Source organism: Ruegeria alba (genome assembly GCF_022321465.1).
Lineage (GTDB): Bacteria > Pseudomonadota > Alphaproteobacteria > Rhodobacterales > Rhodobacteraceae > Ruegeria_B > Ruegeria_B alba.
The window spans coordinates 235,941-251,404 of record NZ_JAKOEM010000001.1 but is presented as its reverse complement, the minus strand read 5'-3'; the positions used below and the strand labels follow the sequence as shown (position 1 = coordinate 251,404).

General features: G+C 63.5%; 19 protein-coding genes and 1 tRNA gene. 9 read left to right on the top strand and 11 right to left on the bottom strand.

Annotated elements, in window-relative coordinates:
- Positions 1 to 47 precede the first annotated feature (47 nt).
- Positions 48 to 680 (bottom strand): cupin domain-containing protein, encoded by a 633-nt coding sequence (locus MB818_RS01240; protein ID WP_238903612.1) that lies wholly within the window; start codon positions 678 to 680, stop codon positions 48 to 50.
- Between the two features lie 316 nt (positions 681 to 996).
- Between MB818_RS01240 and nbaC the strand changes: the two genes are divergently transcribed.
- The 4 genes from nbaC to MB818_RS01220 all read left to right on the top strand — a co-directional run bounded on the left by nbaC (position 997) and on the right by MB818_RS01220 (position 4,438).
- Entirely contained in the window at positions 997 to 1,539 is a 543-nt protein-coding gene (nbaC, locus tag MB818_RS01235) for a 3-hydroxyanthranilate 3,4-dioxygenase (protein WP_234136524.1), read from the top strand.
- Positions 1,540 to 1,589: 50 nt separating this feature from the next.
- Positions 1,590 to 2,573 (top strand): TRAP transporter substrate-binding protein, encoded by a 984-nt coding sequence (locus MB818_RS01230; RefSeq protein ID WP_234136523.1) that lies wholly within the window; start codon positions 1,590 to 1,592, stop codon positions 2,571 to 2,573.
- Positions 2,574 to 2,639: 66 nt separating this feature from the next.
- Positions 2,640 to 3,182 carry a TRAP transporter small permease gene (locus MB818_RS01225; RefSeq protein ID WP_234175874.1) on the top strand — a complete coding sequence of 181 codons (543 nt, stop codon included), beginning with the start codon at positions 2,640 to 2,642 and terminating at the stop codon, positions 3,180 to 3,182.
- Positions 3,179 to 4,438, top strand: a complete 1,260-nt coding sequence (locus MB818_RS01220) for a TRAP transporter large permease (protein ID WP_234145098.1) — start codon at positions 3,179 to 3,181, stop codon at positions 4,436 to 4,438. The genes MB818_RS01225 and MB818_RS01220 overlap by 4 nt, the downstream gene beginning before the upstream one ends.
- 25 nt (positions 4,439 to 4,463) lie before the next feature.
- Here MB818_RS01220 and MB818_RS01215 read toward each other — a convergent pair whose 3' ends face one another.
- Positions 4,464 to 5,036, bottom strand: a complete 573-nt coding sequence (locus tag MB818_RS01215; protein ID WP_238903610.1) for a hypothetical protein — start codon at positions 5,034 to 5,036, stop codon at positions 4,464 to 4,466.
- Positions 5,037 to 5,154: 118 nt separating this feature from the next.
- On the opposite strand from MB818_RS01215, the gene MB818_RS01210 reads away from it, so the two are divergent.
- Positions 5,155 to 6,171 (top strand): GT-B fold glycosyltransferase domain-containing protein, encoded by a 1,017-nt coding sequence (locus tag MB818_RS01210; protein ID WP_238903608.1) that lies wholly within the window; start codon positions 5,155 to 5,157, stop codon positions 6,169 to 6,171.
- Positions 6,172 to 6,225: 54 nt separating this feature from the next.
- On the opposite strand, the gene MB818_RS01205 is transcribed toward MB818_RS01210, so the two are convergent.
- Both MB818_RS01205 and MB818_RS01200 read right to left on the bottom strand, forming a co-directional pair.
- A tRNA-His gene (locus tag MB818_RS01205) sits at positions 6,226 to 6,302 on the bottom strand.
- A 46-nt stretch (positions 6,303 to 6,348) separates the two neighbouring features.
- Positions 6,349 to 6,831, bottom strand: a complete 483-nt coding sequence (locus MB818_RS01200) for a GNAT family N-acetyltransferase (protein ID WP_238903606.1) — start codon at positions 6,829 to 6,831, stop codon at positions 6,349 to 6,351.
- A gap of 78 nt (positions 6,832 to 6,909) precedes the next feature.
- On the opposite strand from MB818_RS01200, the gene MB818_RS01195 reads away from it, so the two are divergent.
- On the top strand, positions 6,910 to 7,101 hold the full coding sequence (locus tag MB818_RS01195) for a DUF6324 family protein (RefSeq protein ID WP_234136517.1): 192 nt from the start codon (positions 6,910 to 6,912) through the stop codon (positions 7,099 to 7,101).
- 76 nt (positions 7,102 to 7,177) lie between these two features.
- On the opposite strand, the gene MB818_RS01190 is transcribed toward MB818_RS01195, so the two are convergent.
- Positions 7,178 to 7,624 (bottom strand): MmcB family DNA repair protein, encoded by a 447-nt coding sequence (locus MB818_RS01190; RefSeq protein ID WP_234136516.1) that lies wholly within the window; start codon positions 7,622 to 7,624, stop codon positions 7,178 to 7,180.
- Positions 7,625 to 7,902: 278 nt separating this feature from the next.
- Positions 7,903 to 8,208: a hypothetical protein gene (locus tag MB818_RS01185; protein ID WP_234136515.1), complete on the bottom strand. Its 306-nt coding sequence runs from the start codon at positions 8,206 to 8,208 to the stop codon at positions 7,903 to 7,905.
- Positions 8,209 to 8,304: 96 nt separating this feature from the next.
- Between MB818_RS01185 and MB818_RS01180 the strand changes: the two genes are divergently transcribed.
- Positions 8,305 to 9,081 (top strand): response regulator transcription factor, encoded by a 777-nt coding sequence (locus MB818_RS01180; protein WP_234175879.1) that lies wholly within the window; start codon positions 8,305 to 8,307, stop codon positions 9,079 to 9,081.
- A gap of 172 nt (positions 9,082 to 9,253) precedes the next feature.
- Here MB818_RS01180 and nusB read toward each other — a convergent pair whose 3' ends face one another.
- The 5 genes from nusB to MB818_RS01155 form a co-directional block, all read right to left on the bottom strand.
- The gene (nusB, locus tag MB818_RS01175; RefSeq protein ID WP_234162447.1) at positions 9,254 to 9,736 is read right to left on the bottom strand and encodes a transcription antitermination factor NusB; all 483 of its coding nucleotides are present in this window, start codon (positions 9,734 to 9,736) and stop codon (positions 9,254 to 9,256) included.
- On the bottom strand, positions 9,733 to 10,284 hold the full coding sequence (locus MB818_RS01170) for a 6,7-dimethyl-8-ribityllumazine synthase (protein ID WP_238903604.1): 552 nt from the start codon (positions 10,282 to 10,284) through the stop codon (positions 9,733 to 9,735). The genes nusB and MB818_RS01170 overlap by 4 nt, the downstream gene beginning before the upstream one ends.
- 1 nt (position 10,285) lies before the next feature.
- Complete coding sequence (gene ribB / locus MB818_RS01165) at positions 10,286 to 11,407, bottom strand: 3,4-dihydroxy-2-butanone-4-phosphate synthase (protein ID WP_234145091.1); 1,122 nt, start codon at positions 11,405 to 11,407, stop codon at positions 10,286 to 10,288.
- A 198-nt stretch (positions 11,408 to 11,605) separates the two neighbouring features.
- Positions 11,606 to 12,145: a hypothetical protein gene (locus MB818_RS01160; RefSeq protein ID WP_234136510.1), complete on the bottom strand. Its 540-nt coding sequence runs from the start codon at positions 12,143 to 12,145 to the stop codon at positions 11,606 to 11,608.
- Positions 12,146 to 12,181: 36 nt separating this feature from the next.
- Positions 12,182 to 12,769: a riboflavin synthase gene (locus tag MB818_RS01155; RefSeq protein WP_234162445.1), complete on the bottom strand. Its 588-nt coding sequence runs from the start codon at positions 12,767 to 12,769 to the stop codon at positions 12,182 to 12,184.
- A gap of 172 nt (positions 12,770 to 12,941) precedes the next feature.
- Here MB818_RS01155 and MB818_RS01150 point away from each other — a divergent pair, with 172 nt between their 5' ends.
- Together MB818_RS01150 and MB818_RS01145 are read left to right on the top strand one after the other, a co-directional pair.
- On the top strand, positions 12,942 to 14,234 hold the full coding sequence (locus tag MB818_RS01150; RefSeq protein WP_238903602.1) for a capsule polysaccharide biogenesis protein: 1,293 nt from the start codon (positions 12,942 to 12,944) through the stop codon (positions 14,232 to 14,234).
- Positions 14,235 to 14,329: 95 nt separating this feature from the next.
- Positions 14,330 to 15,463 carry a polysaccharide biosynthesis/export family protein gene (locus MB818_RS01145; RefSeq protein WP_234136507.1) on the top strand — a complete coding sequence of 378 codons (1,134 nt, stop codon included), beginning with the start codon at positions 14,330 to 14,332 and terminating at the stop codon, positions 15,461 to 15,463.
- The last annotated feature ends 1 nt before the right edge of the window (position 15,464 follow it).

Genomic DNA, 15,464 nt, shown 5'->3' with positions numbered 1-15,464 from the left:
GGTGCAAGAATTTTCGGCGAAAATTCTTGCCGCCTGCCGCAAGGATGTCAGACCATTCCGGCGAGGTGGCCGGATTTCACCCAGACACGCGCCCCCTCGGCGCCCACGGTCAGCTCCAGCCGCGCGCCCGGTGGCAGGCGCAGCCAGTCCCAGCGCGAAAAGGAGTCCCCACCCTCCTGAAACCCGCCCTCCAGCACGAAGACCTCGATCCCGCCGTGCAGATCGCGCATCACCTGCGCACCCGCCGCCCAGCTTTCCAGCCGCACCTCTTCATGCGCATCGGCAAAGAGCGTCTCGTCGCTCTTTCCGGTGATCGAACGGCGCACCTCGGTGCGGTCGGCTGGGTCGAACTGATGCAGCTTGACCAGGATGGTCGCCCCCGGTTCGGTCGCGGGCGTATGGGACGAGGTCGGCGGGTTGCGCACATAAGAGCCGGTCGGAAAGTCGCCCAGCTCATCCTGAAACACACCGTCCAGAACCAGGTATTCCTCGCCTCCGTCATGTGTATGGGCGGCAAAGGCGCTGCCCGGCGCAAAGCGGACGATGGTGGTGGCCCGTGCCACCTCGGCCCCGATCCGGTCCAGCATCTTGCGTTCGACCCCGGGCGCGGGCGACGGCACCCAGTCCGTCTGGTCGAAATGCACCGCCGCGCGCTGGCTGAAATCCGCATTGATCCGCATGGGTTGTCTCCTGCTTGCTCTGTCGCCCTTCGATCTGGCGCGCTGCGGGGGCCAAGAAAGCACGTTCACGCAGAGGTGATCAACCGCCCTGACCCTCGACCGCGGCCAAGACACTTGACAGGAGCCATTCCTTTAACCTTAAAATTTCATGCATGAAGGAAGTTCGTCAGCACCCCACGGTTCGCAAGGCCGGTTCCCGCGCTGCTATCGCGATTTTCGATAGCGGCATTCGGACAAATTCCTTGTCTTGCAACCCCGCCCGGCCCGACGCTGAAACAAGCCCGCAATGGCAAGCACCGGTAAGGAGAAACACGTGATGGCACGGCTGAGCGCCTTCAATTTCCAGAAATGGATCGACGAACACAAGCATCTGCTGAAACCGCCCGTCGGCAACCAGCAGGTCTGGGAGGATGCGGATCTGATGGTGACCGTGGTCGGCGGTCCCAACAAGCGCACCGATTATCATGACGACCCGGTCGAGGAGTTCTTCTACCAGCTCAAGGGCGACATGGTGCTGAAACTTTACGATGGCGGCGAGTTCTATGACGTGCCGATCCGCGAGGGCGACATCTTTCTGTTGCCGCCGCATGTGCGCCACTCGCCGCAGCGCCCGCAAGAGGGCTCGATCGGTCTCGTGATCGAACCCAAACGCCCCGAAGGCGCCCATGACGCCATCGAATGGTATTGTTTCGGCTGCGGCAGCCTGGTGCACCGGGCCGAGCTGTTGCTGGAAAGCATCGTGCGCGATCTGCCACCCGTCTATCAGGCCTTTTATGCCGACGAACAGGCGCGCACCTGCCCCAATTGCGGCGAGGTACATCCGGGCAAGGAACCACCAGAGGGTTGGGTGAAACTGTAAACCGCGTTTAGACTGACAAAAAACAACGAATCCAACAGGGAGAGAACCACATGACAATCAGCTTCAAGGGACTGGCCCGGGGGGTTGCCTGTGCCGCGCTGGTACTGGCGGCGCTGCCGGCGGCGGCCAAGGAATTTCGCCTGGGCCTGATCACCCCGCCACCGCATACCTGGACCAAGGCCGCCGAGGCCTTTGGCGCCGAACTGTCCGAGAAATCGGGCGGTGCGCATTCGGTCTCGGTCTTCCCCGCGCGGCAGCTGGGCAACGAGGCGCAGATGCTGCAACAGTTGCAGACCGGGGCGCTGGACATGGCCTTCATGACCGTGGCCGAAGTGTCGAACCGGGTGCCCAACATGGGGGCGTTCTATGCGCCCTATCTGGCCAAGGACATCAACCACGCCTCGGCCATCCTGCGCTCGGACACCGCGCGCGGCATGCTGGCGGTGCTGCCGCAAGAGGCGGGCGTGGTCGGTGTCGGCTATGGCAGCGCAGGCATGCGCCAGATCCTGAGCCGGGGCGCGGTGAATTCCGCCGCCGACCTGTCCGGTCTCAAGCTGCGGATCACGCCGTTCGATCCGATCCTCGATTTCTACAACGCGCTGGGGGCCGCACCCACGCCGATGCCGCTGCCGGCGGTCTATGACGCGCTGGCCAATGGCCAGGTGGATGCGATCGACATGGATGTCGAGCTGATCAACGTGTTGAAATATCATGAACATGCCGACACGCTCCTGATCTCGAACCACATGATGTTCCCGATGGTCGGGCTGATCTCGGCCCGCGTTTATGCCGGGCTGAGCGATGCGGACAAGGCGATGATTTCCGAGCTGATGGCCAAGCATGTGGACAGCACATTGGACGTTTACATGGCCAAAGAGCCGGAATGGACCGATGCGCTGACCAAGGTGGGCAAGACCTTCAAGCGGGTCGATCAGGACTTCTTCGGCGATGCCATCGCACAATGGGAGACGATCTGGGCGGACAAGGCCCCGTCCCTGCCCGAGCTGCGCAAGACCGCGGCGGACCTGCAATAACCCCGGAAAACCCCGCGTCGGGCCGGCCCTGTGCCGGCCCGTTTCGCGACATTTGAAGGCAGGCACATGCTGTATCGGGCATCGCATCTCTGGGCCAGGGTCGAACTGGTCTGCGCCGCTGCGCTGGCGGCCTCGGTCACCGGGCTCATACTTCTCAACGTGGTGACCCGCGCGGCGGGCAACGCCATCTATTGGGTGGACGAGGCGGCAATCTATGCCATGGTCTGGATGACCTTTCTGGCCGCATCCGCCGCGATCCATTTCCGCAGCGCCATTGCCGTCACCCTGGTGAACGAGATGCTGGACGGGCACGGCGCGCGCATGCTTGAACGGGTGGTCGATCTGGTTCTTTTCATCTTTGCCTGCCTGATGGTCTGGATCTGCCTGCGCTGGTTCATGCCGCTGGAACTGATGCGGGCGGGCTGGGACGTGAAGGCGTTTCAGGGCCAGACCTTCAACTTCATCTATGCCGAACCCACCAACACGCTGGGCCTGCCCAAGGTCTGGGTCTGGCTGGTGATGCCACTCTTTACCCTTGGGGCGCTGCTGCATTCGGCGGCCAATCTGTTCTATCCGGGCCGACACCCCGAGGCGGAGACCGCGCAATGACCCCGATCCTGTTCCTTGTGCTGCTCTTTGCCTCGGTCCCCATAGCGCTGGTGCTGGCGCTGACCGCGCTTTGGTACATCTATGACAGCGGTAATCTGGTGCTGTATGACAGTTTCGCGCAGCAGATGTTCGCCGGGGTCGAAAACTACGGGCTGCTTGCCATTCCCCTGTTCATCCTGACCGGAGAGCTGATGAACGAGGGCGGCATGACCCAGCGCCTGGTGCGCGCCGCGCGGGTCTTTGTCGGCGGGTTCCGGGGCGGGCTGGCCTATATCAACCTGCTTGCCAACATGTTCATGGCTGCGATCATCGGCTCGGCCGCCAGCCAGATCGCGGTGATGAGCCGGGCCATGGTGCCCGCGATGAAGGAAGAGGGTTACGACCCCGGTTTCGCCGCCGCCACCACCGCTGCTGGCGGGTTGCTGGCGCCGGTCATTCCGCCTTCGATGCTGTTCGTGATCTATGGCGTGCTGGCGCAATTGCCCATCGGCGATCTGTTCATCGCGGGCATCATCCCCGGCCTGATCATGGCGGGTTCGTTCTTTATCGTCGTGGCGCTGATCGGGCTCAGCCAGCAGTTTCCCAAGGGCGACTGGATGACCATGCCGCAGGCGCTGCGCGCCCTGCGCGACGCCCTGCCCGCCTTTCTGATCCCGCTGGCCATTGTCGGCGGCATCCTTTTCGGCATCGCCACCCCCACCGAAAGTGCCGCCGTCGCCTCGCTGATCGCCTTTGGCGTGGGCTGGCTGGTGTATCGCGAGATCCATATCCGCGATCTGGGCGCCATGTTCGCGCGCACCGCCACCAATTCCTCGCTGGTGATCTTCATGATCGCGGCGGCCAATGTGTTCGGCTGGGTGGTGATCTACGAGGAACTGCCGCAAAAACTGGCGGCGTTTCTGTCCACCGTCACCTCGGATCCGTTCACCTTTCTGCTGATCGTCAACCTGTGCCTGCTCTTTGTGGGCATGCTGATCGACGGCATCGCGGCGCTAATCCTGATCACGCCGATCCTGCTGCCGATCGCGATGAACAGCTATGGCATCAGCCCCTATCAGTTCGGCGTGGTGATCAGCCTGAACCTGGTGCTGGGCCTGCTGACGCCGCCGGTGGGGGTGGGCCTGTACATCGCCTCGGCCATGTCCGGGGTGCGCCCCTTTACCATCTTCACCGCCCTCTGGCCGTTCCTGCTGGCGGTGGCGGTGGTGCTGGTGATGCTGAGCTATTTCCCGATCCTGAGCACCGCGTTGATCTGACCCTCCCCGATAGCGGCAGCACCCGTCAGGGCATCAGCACCTGCGCGCGCGCGAAACTGGCATTGTCGGCGCTCAGATCGTCATAGATCAGTTCGACATCAATCTGCGCCACCGAGCCCGAAGGGAAACTGCGGAATGGCAGCCCGTCGCTGTCGATGATCGCATTGGGCGCGGCGGTTTCGGCATGGCAGGGCGGCAGGGGCCAGATCTCGGGCGCGGCCCCGTTGATCGAGACCGACATCTGCGCCAGCCCACAGCGCCAGGACCACAGATGCGTGACATAGAGCAGGTCCTGCCCGTTATAGTCGCGCAGCGCCACCCAGTTGCCGCGCGTGGCATTCAGGATCGGCTTCACCTCGGTCGCGGTGGTGAACTTGCCGCTGGGCACCTGCGGCTCGGCGACCAGTTGGGGCGCGGGCGTCAGAAAGGCCGGGGTCGCGGGAGCCTCGGCCTTGGGTTCGGGCGTCAGGAAGGCAGGGGCCGCCGGCGCCTCGGCCGGGGCCGTGACAGCGGCGCTTTCGGTTGGCGTCGGCGCCTTGCCCTCGCCCTGGGACGACTGCGCCGCGCCGGCGATGAGGAACAGCAGAATATCGAGCATCTGGAACGGGCCTTTCAAAATCAGTTGGCGGGAAATCCGGGCTTTTGGCGCCCGGCCCCTGCCCCTATACTACGTCAAAACAGGGGCGCCGCATCACCAAATCCGGCGGCGGGCAGAGATGGCAAAACAACAGGTCGCGAAAACGACGGGGCGCAGACCCTTCAATATCGTGGTGGTGGGTCAGAACAACCGCCTGCAATACGAGGCGGTGCTGTTTGCCGCCTCGCTGCGCCATTCGACACCCGATTTTGACGGCCGCCTGTTCGTCGCACACCCGCAGCCCGGCCCCAAATGGGACGAGGACCCAAGCATCCAGAGCGACGAGCTGCGCGCCGCGCTCGACATGCTGGGGGCCGAGCTTTTGCCGTTTGACAACAAGGTGTTCGGCCAGACCTATCCGCATGGCAACAAGATCGAGGCGCTGCTGGCCCTGCCCGAGGGCGAACCCTTTGTGTTTTTCGACACCGATACGCTGATCACCGGCGACCTGATGTCGGTGCCCTTCGATTTCAGCCGCCCGACCGCCTCTCTGAAACGCGAGGGCACCTGGCCCCAGCCCACTCTCTATGGTCCCGGCTATACCGAGATCTGGCGGGCGCTCTACACCCGGTTCGGGCTGGATTTCGAAAGCTCGCTGGATTTCGATCAGCCAGACGAATACTGGCGGCGCTATCTCTATTTCAACGCCGGTTTCTTCTATTACGAATGCCCCCACAAGTTCGGGCACCGGTTTCTGACCTATGCCCGCTCGATCCGCGATACCCCCCTGCCCGAACTGGTGTGCCAAAGCCTCAATCCCTGGCTCGACCAGGTGGCGCTGCCGCTGGTGATCCACTCGTTTGGCGGCGGGCGCGACAGCCTGCCCGAGGGGCTGTTGGACGGAACCGTCAGCTGCCACTATCGCCTGTTCCCGCTGCTCTACGCCCGTGAGGCGGACCACGTGGTCAAGGTGCTGGAAGAGGTCTGCGCACCCAACAAGATCAAGAAAGTGCTGAAGAATTACGAACCGCTGAAGAAGATGGTCTATCAGGGCAAGGGGGAGAAGATCCGCGAGATGTTCGACCGTGAGAACCTGCCGCACAAGGAACAGGCGATCCGCAACCGGATCAAATCCAAGGGACTGTGGCTGCGCTAGAATGCGGCCCCTGGCGGCGGATGGCGCGATGTCATGGTGCCGGGGAACCTGTTATGGTACCGCCTCCCTGGCTTGAACAGGGGACCTCTGGATCCACAATCCAGCGCTCTAACCAACTGAGCTAAGGCGGCACCGTGAGGGGCGATGTACCCAACCGGGTTGCGGATTGCAAGAGGGTCAGAGCGTAATTTTCCAGCTTTGTTCGACCAGGTCGACGCCAAAGGAATGGACCGGTTTGCTGTCGACCAACTGCCAGCCGGTGGCCGCGTAAAGGGCACAGGCGGCACGGTGGCTTTCATGTGTCCAGAGTTGCATTTCCAGATAGCCCTTGTCGCGCGCAAAGCCCATGCAGGTGTCGATCAGACGCCGGCCAAGGCCCCGCCCCCGTGCCTCGGGTACCAGCAGGAACAGTCGCAGCTTGGCGGTGGTCTCGTCCAGCCCGACGCAGAAGATGCTGCCCAGCCGCCGACCATCCGCCTCGGCGACCCAGCCTTGATCGCGATCGGGGTCGTGATTGGCGATGAAATCGTCGACGATACGCGCCACCAGCGGCGCGAAACTGTCGTCAAACCCCTCGTCCTGCGCATAGAGCGTGCCATGCCGCTCGACCAGCCAAGGGGCGTCTTCGGGACGAAAGGGGCGCAGGGTGATCGTGTCCATGGGGTATCAGACCCCGGAACCGGCTTGATTCTCAACCCGGCCCGGTCTAGTCCGGCAGCAGTTTTCCCGGAGGACGAGATGGGCATCAATACCGAACGCGATATCGAGGCGAATCTTCAGATCGGCCCGACCGATGCCGGGATGGTGCGGCTCTTTGTCGAGGCGCACGGGGTCGAGGTGCCTATGGATTTCGATCCCGAAGAGGCCGAGGAAATCGCGGACGAAATCCGCGCCGCCGCGCAGGCCGCCCGGCTGATGTCCAAACGCTGAGGCGGCGCCGGAAAACGACACGTTTTCCGGACCGTTTTCCGGTGCGGAAAACGGTGCTGGCCGCGCTCGACGCGCTTTATTCGAAAATGCCGTGGCCCTCGGGGTCGCGCAGCGCCTGCAGGCGCCGCGCCGCGTGGGTGGCGAATTTCTGGATCAGTACCTTGCGTCGGGCCGGGGCCAACTTTTGCTCCGGCGCCATGCGCACGATCTCGGCGTCATAGGCATCGGCGATCAGCAATCCGCTTTCTGACGGCAGCAATTCGGCCGGAAACTCCACATCCACCGCCCAGAAATAGCGGTCACACCACTCCAGATACCCCTGCCATTTCGAATCCGCCTGAAAATCGGCGCGGCTCGACTTGCATTCGACCACCCAGATCTCGCCCTTGGGGCCCAGCCCCATCACATCGACACGCAGCCCGCGGGCGGGCACGAACTCTTCGACCGAGACGAATCCATGCGCCCTGAGGTGTCGTGAAACGCCGCGCGCCAGCCGCTGTCCGGGTTGCAAATCCAGTGTCATGGCAACATGGTGAACAATAGGTGAACAAAATTCAAGCCCGTTCCCGTCATCTGCCCCCTTGCGGGCGGTAGCGGTGCGCCCTACCTATGGGAGCGGCGGGTTCTGCCCTTCTCGTGACAGGTAGCATTCCGGTGGCCTTAAACATTTCCGAGGGGGCTGGCTCTGTTCAGGTCCTGGCCTGATTACCTGGCGCCCACCTGTATATACAGGTCCTCGGGAATCGAACCGCACGGTCGACACTTGGTGGTTCCCGCCGCATACCACCCGATGACCCGGGATCAGCCCCGCTGTGCGGGCGCTTCCTGCCGGGCCGGCACCGGGCGCAGGTCGGACACCTTGCTGCCACCGCGCGGCGGCGCGTCGTCCTCGGCCAGGCTCATGATCTTCCAGGCGAATTGCACCCCGGCAAAGACGATCCCGTTCATGAACCACAACATGAACACGGCAAGCAGCGCCGAATCGGACCGGGCGATCAACCCCCGGAGCCCGGCGATATCGAGCCACAGAAGACCCGCGATGAACACCGCCGATATCGCGAAACCAACCAGAACCTGGGTGACGTAGAGACGGATCAGACGGGGCATGGTCTTACTCCTTGTTGTTTCTTCTCATCTTAGCGCAGAATGATCTGAAAGGCAGGGTATCCCAGCGGATCTGCGACAATATATGCCGGAGACGGAATGCGAAATCTCACCGAGTTTGCGCTCGATCTTTTGGAAAGCCTCTCGCACATCTTCGACGACGACGCCCGCTGGGAGCACACGGTCGCCCGTCTGAACGAGTTTGGCTTCAAGGCGCTGAACATGGGGCAGTTCACCCCCAAATCCGGAATCCTGCACTGGGCGCGCAGCTCGATGGCGCCAAACTGGCTCAAGATCTATTCCGAAGGGGGCTATTCGGATGCCGATCTGGTGCTGGCACAAGCCGTTCAGGGGCCCGAAAGTCTCTATATCGATTCGAACCGCCGTTTGCAGGAAAGCAACTCGGACACCGCCATGGCGCTCTATTCCGGGCTGCTCGAACATGGCTATCGCCATGTCTTCAGCCTGATCGTGCCCTGCCCCGGCAATCTGGCGACGCTGGTGGCTCTGTTCACCGATCACCCCGAAGCCGAGGCCTGGATGACCGAACAATCGGCCGGAATGCGTATTTTGGCAACAGTCATCGGCACCAATCTGGGGCCCGGAACCGAACATGGCCTGTCGCCGGGCCAGGATCTGGCCCCAATCCTGGGCACAACCACCCCCCTGTCGCGCCGCGAGCGCGAGGCGCTGCATCTGCTGGCAGACGGATTGCGCAATGAACAGATCGCCACTGCGATGGAGATCAGCGAAATCACCGTGCGGATGCACCTGAAATCGGCCCGCGACAAGCTGCGTGCGCCGACGCGCGAAGCAGCGCTGGTAAGAGCCGTCAAGATGGGGTTGCTCAGTGGCCAGACCTATCGGAACAGATAGGTTTCTTTGTTGATCGGCTTGCGCTAGCGTCCCGGAGCCGGGCTCCTGTCGTGAGTGGTGGCCCCGGTGAATTTCATCCAGATATTTCACTATGCGGCGGCGGTTTCGTCCCATGGACGGCCGCCGCCGGTTTCCCTATTTCGACCCAGACAGAAGCGGGGCTGCGAGAGCCTCAGAACGCGTCCGGGCGTGCCTCTCGGGCCATGTGATCCAGCACCGCGTTCACGAAACTGGTCTCACGCCCCTCGGGAAAAAACGCGCGCGCGATATCGACGAATTCGGTGATCACCACCTTGGGCGGGGTGTCGTTCTGGCTCAACTCGGCCCCAGCGGCGCGAAACAATGCACGCAGCGTCGGGTCGATCCGCGCGATCGGCCATTTCGCCACCAGCGCGCGGTCTGTCATCTGGTCGATCAGCGCCTGATTGTTGACCGCATCCCCCACCAGCGCGCGGAACAGTTTCGTATCCCCCTCGGCCAGTTCGTCGCCTTCGTAGACGGCGCCGAAACGGTGGTCGACAAACTCGGACACGACGGATTCGACCGTCTGCCCCGAATGCTCCATCTGGAACAGCGCCTGCACGGCATATAGCCGCGCGGCGGATTTCATCTGGCGTTTCCGGTTGACCGGTTTGGGGGTGTCGCTCTGGCTCATGCGGTGCGGGATCCGTTCTTGTCCTCGGCGAGAAGAATGTCCTCCGCATTGGGGCGGAAACCCACATCCTTTCTCGAAGCGCCCCACTTACGTCCGAGCGCGATCAGATGCAAGGCCGCAGCAGCCGCGCCGCCACCCTTGTTCATCGCGGCCGGATCGGCACGCACCTCGGCCTGGGGGCGGTTCTCGACCGTGAGGATGCCGTTGCCGATGCACAGGCCCTGAAGCCCCATCAGCTGGATCGCGCGGCTACTGTCGTTGCAGACGGTGTCGTAATGGGTGGTCTCGCCCCGGATCACGCAGCCAAGCGCCACGTAGCCGTCGAAACTGCTCTGCCGGTCGGCCATGGCGATGGCGGTGGGCACCTCAAGCGCGCCGGGCACCTCGACAAGGTCCCAGCTGCCGCCGACGGCCTCGATCTCGGCCCTGGCGCCGGCAACCAGGTTGTCGGCAATGTCCTTGTAATAGGGCGCCACCACGATCAGCAGTTTCACCGGCTTGTCGAATTCGGCGCGCGGCAGGGTGTAATGGGTCTCGTGTCCGGCCATGTCAGACGTCCTTCATGATGGGGCGGGTGCCGACGATGGAGAGGCCATAGGCATCAAGCCCGAGATACTTGGTTTGCGGCGAGTCGGTGAGCAGGATCAGCTCGTGCAGGCCCATCTTGGACAGGATCTGGGCGCCGAGACCGGTCTGCTTGATAGTGCGCACGCCGTCCTCGTCGCTGGCATAAAGCGCGTTGCGCGGCTGGCGGAACAGGCAGACGACGCCGCGCCCTTCGGCGGCGATCTTCTCCATCGCGCGGGGCAGTTCCTGCGTCGGCTTGGGGCCAAGGCCCAGCACATCGGACGCCTCGTGCAGCGCATGGGTGCGGGTCAGCACCGGCTCGGGGGTCGAGATGTCGCCCTTGACCAGCACCACATGTTCGATGCCGTGGGTCTGGTCGGTAAAGATGCGCATCTCCCACGCGCCACCATATTCCGAGGTGACGGTGCTGCGGGATGTTTCGTCCACCAGATTGTCGTTGCGGGCACGATAGGAGATCAGGTCGCTGATGGTGCCGATCTTCATCCCGTGATGCTCGGCGAAATCGACCAGGTCCGGCAGGCGGGCCATGGTCCCGTCTTCCTTCATGATCTCGCAGATCACGCCAGAGGGGTTCAGCCCGGCCAGACGCGAGATATCGACCGCCGCCTCGGTATGACCGGCGCGCACCAGCACCCCGCCCCGTTTGGCGCGCAGCGGAAAGATATGGCCGGGTGTGGCCAGGCTTGCCATGGTGTTCTGTTCGTTGATCGCGGTGGCGACCGTCAGCGCCCGGTCGGCGGCGGAAATGCCGGTCGACACCCCCTCGCGCGCCTCGATCGAGACGGTGAAGGCGGTTTCGTGGCGAGAAGAGTTGTTGACTGCCATCATCGGCAGGCCCAACCGGTCGATCCGGTCGGCGGTCATCGGCAAGCAGATCAGCCCGCGCCCGTGGGTGGCCATGAAATTGATCGCGGCGGCATCGGCAAACTCGGCGGCGATGCACAGGTCGCCCTCGTTCTCGCGGTCCTCGTGATCGACCAGGATATACATCCGGCCTTTGCGCGCCTCGTCGATGATCTCCTCGATCGGACTGATCGCGTCGCGCAGGCGGGCCTCGACGGGTCCGGGCGTCTCAAAGCTCATGGGGCGGCCTTTCAGCTGTCTTGTCTGCCTGCGCAGATAGACCACCGCGCGCGCGAATGCCAGTGCACAAACGGCAGGCAAGGTGCGGGACGCGGCGTTCAGGCCCGGCTGCGGGGGGTGGATTGGGGGCGCTGCCCCCGGCGCCTGTGGCGCCTCCCCCGGAGTATTTTGGGCGAAATGAAGGGGCGAAGGTCGGCGCTAACCCGCCTGATGGGCGAAATACTCGGCCGAGGGCAGGTATCCGGCCGCGCGCCCGGCGGCGGCCCAGTCGGCCTCGAGCGGGGCGTCACCGATGATCAGCACGCCCGAGGCGGGCAGGCGCTGACTGTGGATCAGACCCTGCACCCGGTCGCGCATCTGCGCCCAGCTGTCGGAAAGATGCGGTGCGCGGTCGGCGGCGGCCAGTACGTGGTTGACCGCCAGCACCGCCTGTGGCGTGGCGGGCGGATGCACCAGGGTCAGACGCGTGGCGCTTTTCACCTGTTCGATCTGACGCGCTTCGGGCGCGGCAATCTCGCCGCCCGAGCCAAAGATGCGCAGCGCGTTGGACGAGAACAGCAGGCCCAGGATATCCTGTCCCGAATACTGCCGCACCTTTGCATAGCTGCGGTAGGTCATGCCTAGCTCGGCGGCTCGGCGCATGCGCATCCGCAAAACCAGCATCGGGATTGCCTCAGGCATCAGCGCCTTTTGCGCCTGCCGCCAGGCATGGGTGCGCCAGAGACGTCCACTCTCCATCGACGGACCCCCATTATGCCCGATTCCGGCCATGGCTCAGAGCGCCTCGGCCAGCCGCGCCACGTAGCGCGCCAACATGTCGATTTCCAGGTTGACCCGGTCACCTACCGCCACGCTGCCCCAGGTGGTCGCCTCTTTGGTATGAGGGATGAAGTTGATGCCGAATTCGGCCCCCTCGACCGCATTCACGGTCAGCGAGGTTCCGTTCAGCGCCACAGACCCTTTGGGTGCGATGAAACGGGCCAGTTCAGCGGGTGCACGCAGGGTGACGCGGGTGCTGTCGCCCTCGTCGGCGATGGCCACAACCTCGGCCACACCGTCCACATGGCCCGACACGATATGGCCGCCCAGCTCGTCGCCCACCTTGAGCGCGCGTTCGAGGTTCAGCCGCTTGCCGACCGTCCAGCGGCCCAGATTGGTCTTGGACACGGTCTCGGCGCTGATCTCGACATCGTACCAGTCCTCTCCCAACGCGATCACGGTCAGGCAGACCCCGTCGCTGGCGATAGAGGCGCCGATGTCGATGCCCGAGGTGTCGTACCCGGTGCGAATGCGCGCGCGAAGATCGCCGCGCTGTTCCAGCTCGACCACGGTGCCGATATCTGTGACGATGCCCGTAAACATGGTTCTTACCTTTGCTGTGCCATTCCTGCACCGAGGTAACGCCCTGCCACGCGCGCGGCAAGCCCCCCGCTTGCCCGCCTGCCCCACCCGGGTCATAGTTTCGCCCGATTGGCCGGTCAGGATGGCGGTCACGCCCGAAAACCGGGCAGCGTTAACTAGGAAAGGCACAAGTATGCCAGAGCCGACCCAAACCAGGCGGGTCTTTCTGTTCCTCCAAGGGCCACATGGGCCCTTTTTCCATGCGCTCGGCCGTATGCTGCGCGCGGCGGGGGCCGAGGTCTGGCGGGTCGGGTTCAACGCAGGCGACCGGGCATTCTGGTTCCATCCGCCAAGCTTCATCCCCTACAAGGGCGCGCATGAGGACTGGCCTCAAGCGTTTGAGAACCTGCTTGAGCGCAAGGGCGTCACCGATATTGTCCTTTACGGTGATACAAGGCCCATACATGCCAGCGCAGTTGCGGCGGCCAAGGCGCGCGGACTGGGTGTGCATGTGTTCGAGGAAGGCTATCTGCGCCCCTATTGGGTTACTTACGAGCGCGAGGGCTCGAATGGCAACTCGCGCCTGATGGACATGACGCTGGAGGACATGCGCGCGGCACTGGCGCTGTCGGATCTGGAAACGCCGCTGCCGCCGTCCCATTGGGGCGACATGCGCCAGCATATCTTCTATGGCGCGCTGTATCACTGGTTCGTCATGTTCACCAATCAGGGCTATCGCCGGTTCAAGCCGCATCGCGATCTGCCGGTGACCAAGGAATTCCAGCTATATCTGCAACGGCTGCTGCTGATGCCTGTGCAGGCGGTCGAGCGGATGCTGGCCACCGCGCGTATCCGCAACGGCGGCTTCCCCTATCACCTGGCCCTGTTACAGCTGGAACATGACAGCTCGTTCCAGCAGCATTCGCCCTTTTCCACGATAACCGATTTCCTTGAGGAGATCTTTGTCGGCTTCGCCCGGGGGGCGCCGCAGCATCATCACCTTGTGGTCAAGGCGCATCCGCTGGAAAACGGCCGTGTGCCGCTCAGGCGCGAGTTGCGCCGGTTGGCCCGCCAGCACGGGCTGGAGGGGCGAGTGCACTATGTGCGCGGCGGCAAGCTGGCGCAGCTGTTGAACGATGCGCGCAGCGCGGTCACGGTGAATTCCACCGCCGGCCAGCAGGTGCTCTGGCGCGGCATTCCGCTCAAGGTGTTTGGCCGCGCGGTCTATGACAAGCCTGAATTTGTCTCGACCCAACCTGCGTCAGAGTTCTTTTCCGCCGCCAACCGACCCGATGCCCGCGCCTACAAGGAATACCGCCGGTATCTGCTAGAGACCAGCCAGCTGCCCGGCGGGTTCTATTCGCGCAAGGGACGCCGCCAGTTGCTGCGCCAAGTGGTCGACATGATGCTGTCGCCGGACGATCCCTATGATGCGCTGAAATCAGGCAAAGCGGCACCACGGCAACAGTTGCGTCTGGTGAACTGACAATGGGTACTGCCGGGACTGGATTTTTCATCCGGATTCCGATAGTTTGACAAAAAAACCGAGGCAGAAACATATAAGGTCGAGGAGACCGAGCAGTGAAACTGATCCCCGTCCGCTGGGCGAAGCCCGTTCTCGTGCTGGCTGCGATGTCTGTCGCGGCCTCTTGCTCGTTGCCCAAAGTGGGGCCGAACAAACGGCAAATCTTCGCCGGTTCCGTCCAGCAGGAAGGCGACGCCTTTATCGTTGCCGTGAACGATCGCGTCACCCGTGCCACCGCTGTGGTTCCGGCGCTGGGTTTCTCGGACTCGTTCAAGAACGCCTCCCCGTTGACGTCGGACACGATCCGACCCGGTGACGTGCTGGGGCTGACGGTTTGGGAAAACGTCGATGACGGCCTTTTGGCCAGCGAAGCAACCAACGCCACCATCCTGGAAGAGGTGCAGGTGGACAGCGCCGGCTTTATCTTTGTTCCTTATGCCGGTCGCCTGCGCGCCTCGGGCAACACGCCCGACCAGTTGCGCGAGGTGATCACCTCCAGGCTTGAAGAGCAGACCCCCGACCCGCAGGTGCAGGTGCGCCGTGTTGCCGGCGACGGCTCGACAGTCTCGCTGACAGGTGCGGTCGGCGGTCAGGGGATCTATCCGATCGAACGCCCCACCCGTACGCTGTCGACCATGCTGGCCCAGGCAGGTGGCGTAACCATCCAACCCGATATCGCCGAAGTCACCGTTATCCGCGGCAACCAGCAGGGCAAGGTCTGGTATCAGGACCTGTTCAATCACCCCGAACTGGACATCGCCCTGCGCGGCGGCGACCGCATCCTGGTCGAGGAAGACACCCGATCGTTCACCGCGTTGGGTGCCACGAACACCCAGGCCCGCGTGCCATTTGAGACACAGGACCTGTCGGCGCTCGAGGCAATTGCTCAAGTGGGTGGCCTGATTTCCGCCGCCTCGGACCCGACCGGCGTTTTCGTCTTCCGCAACGAACCGGCCGAGATCGCTGGCCAGGTGCTGGGCCGCGACGACCTGCAAGGCGCTCAGCGCATGGTTTATGTCCTAAACCTGACCGAGCCCAACGGGTTGTTCACCGCACGTGACTTCGTGATCCGGGACGAGGATACGCTCTATGTTACCGAGGCGCCGTATGCCCAGTGGACCAAGACGATCTCGCTCATTTCCGGCGGCCTAACCCCGCTTGCTAACCTGCAGACGATCACCGGCGGCTGAC

Excerpts from the sequence above, each read along its gene's own strand:
- MB818_RS01240 (WP_238903612.1), bottom strand. The coding sequence starts at position 680 with ATGCGGATCAATGCGGATTTCAGCCAGCGCGCGGCGGTGCATTTCGAC.
- nbaC (WP_234136524.1), top strand. The coding sequence starts at position 997 with ATGGCACGGCTGAGCGCCTTCAATTTCCAGAAATGGATCGACGAACAC.
- MB818_RS01230 (WP_234136523.1), top strand. The coding sequence starts at position 1,590 with ATGACAATCAGCTTCAAGGGACTGGCCCGGGGGGTTGCCTGTGCCGCG.
- MB818_RS01225 (WP_234175874.1), top strand. The coding sequence starts at position 2,640 with ATGCTGTATCGGGCATCGCATCTCTGGGCCAGGGTCGAACTGGTCTGC.
- MB818_RS01220 (WP_234145098.1), top strand. The coding sequence starts at position 3,179 with ATGACCCCGATCCTGTTCCTTGTGCTGCTCTTTGCCTCGGTCCCCATA.
- MB818_RS01215 (WP_238903610.1), bottom strand. The coding sequence starts at position 5,036 with ATGCTCGATATTCTGCTGTTCCTCATCGCCGGCGCGGCGCAGTCGTCC.
- MB818_RS01210 (WP_238903608.1), top strand. The coding sequence starts at position 5,155 with ATGGCAAAACAACAGGTCGCGAAAACGACGGGGCGCAGACCCTTCAAT.
- MB818_RS01200 (WP_238903606.1), bottom strand. The coding sequence starts at position 6,831 with ATGGACACGATCACCCTGCGCCCCTTTCGTCCCGAAGACGCCCCTTGG.
- MB818_RS01195 (WP_234136517.1), top strand. The coding sequence starts at position 6,910 with ATGGGCATCAATACCGAACGCGATATCGAGGCGAATCTTCAGATCGGC.
- MB818_RS01190 (WP_234136516.1), bottom strand. The coding sequence starts at position 7,624 with ATGACACTGGATTTGCAACCCGGACAGCGGCTGGCGCGCGGCGTTTCA.
- MB818_RS01185 (WP_234136515.1), bottom strand. The coding sequence starts at position 8,208 with ATGCCCCGTCTGATCCGTCTCTACGTCACCCAGGTTCTGGTTGGTTTC.
- MB818_RS01180 (WP_234175879.1), top strand. The coding sequence starts at position 8,305 with ATGCGAAATCTCACCGAGTTTGCGCTCGATCTTTTGGAAAGCCTCTCG.
- nusB (WP_234162447.1), bottom strand. The coding sequence starts at position 9,736 with ATGAGCCAGAGCGACACCCCCAAACCGGTCAACCGGAAACGCCAGATG.
- MB818_RS01170 (WP_238903604.1), bottom strand. The coding sequence starts at position 10,284 with ATGGCCGGACACGAGACCCATTACACCCTGCCGCGCGCCGAATTCGAC.
- ribB (WP_234145091.1), bottom strand. The coding sequence starts at position 11,407 with ATGAGCTTTGAGACGCCCGGACCCGTCGAGGCCCGCCTGCGCGACGCG.
- MB818_RS01160 (WP_234136510.1), bottom strand. The coding sequence starts at position 12,145 with ATGGAGAGTGGACGTCTCTGGCGCACCCATGCCTGGCGGCAGGCGCAA.
- MB818_RS01155 (WP_234162445.1), bottom strand. The coding sequence starts at position 12,769 with ATGTTTACGGGCATCGTCACAGATATCGGCACCGTGGTCGAGCTGGAA.
- MB818_RS01150 (WP_238903602.1), top strand. The coding sequence starts at position 12,942 with ATGCCAGAGCCGACCCAAACCAGGCGGGTCTTTCTGTTCCTCCAAGGG.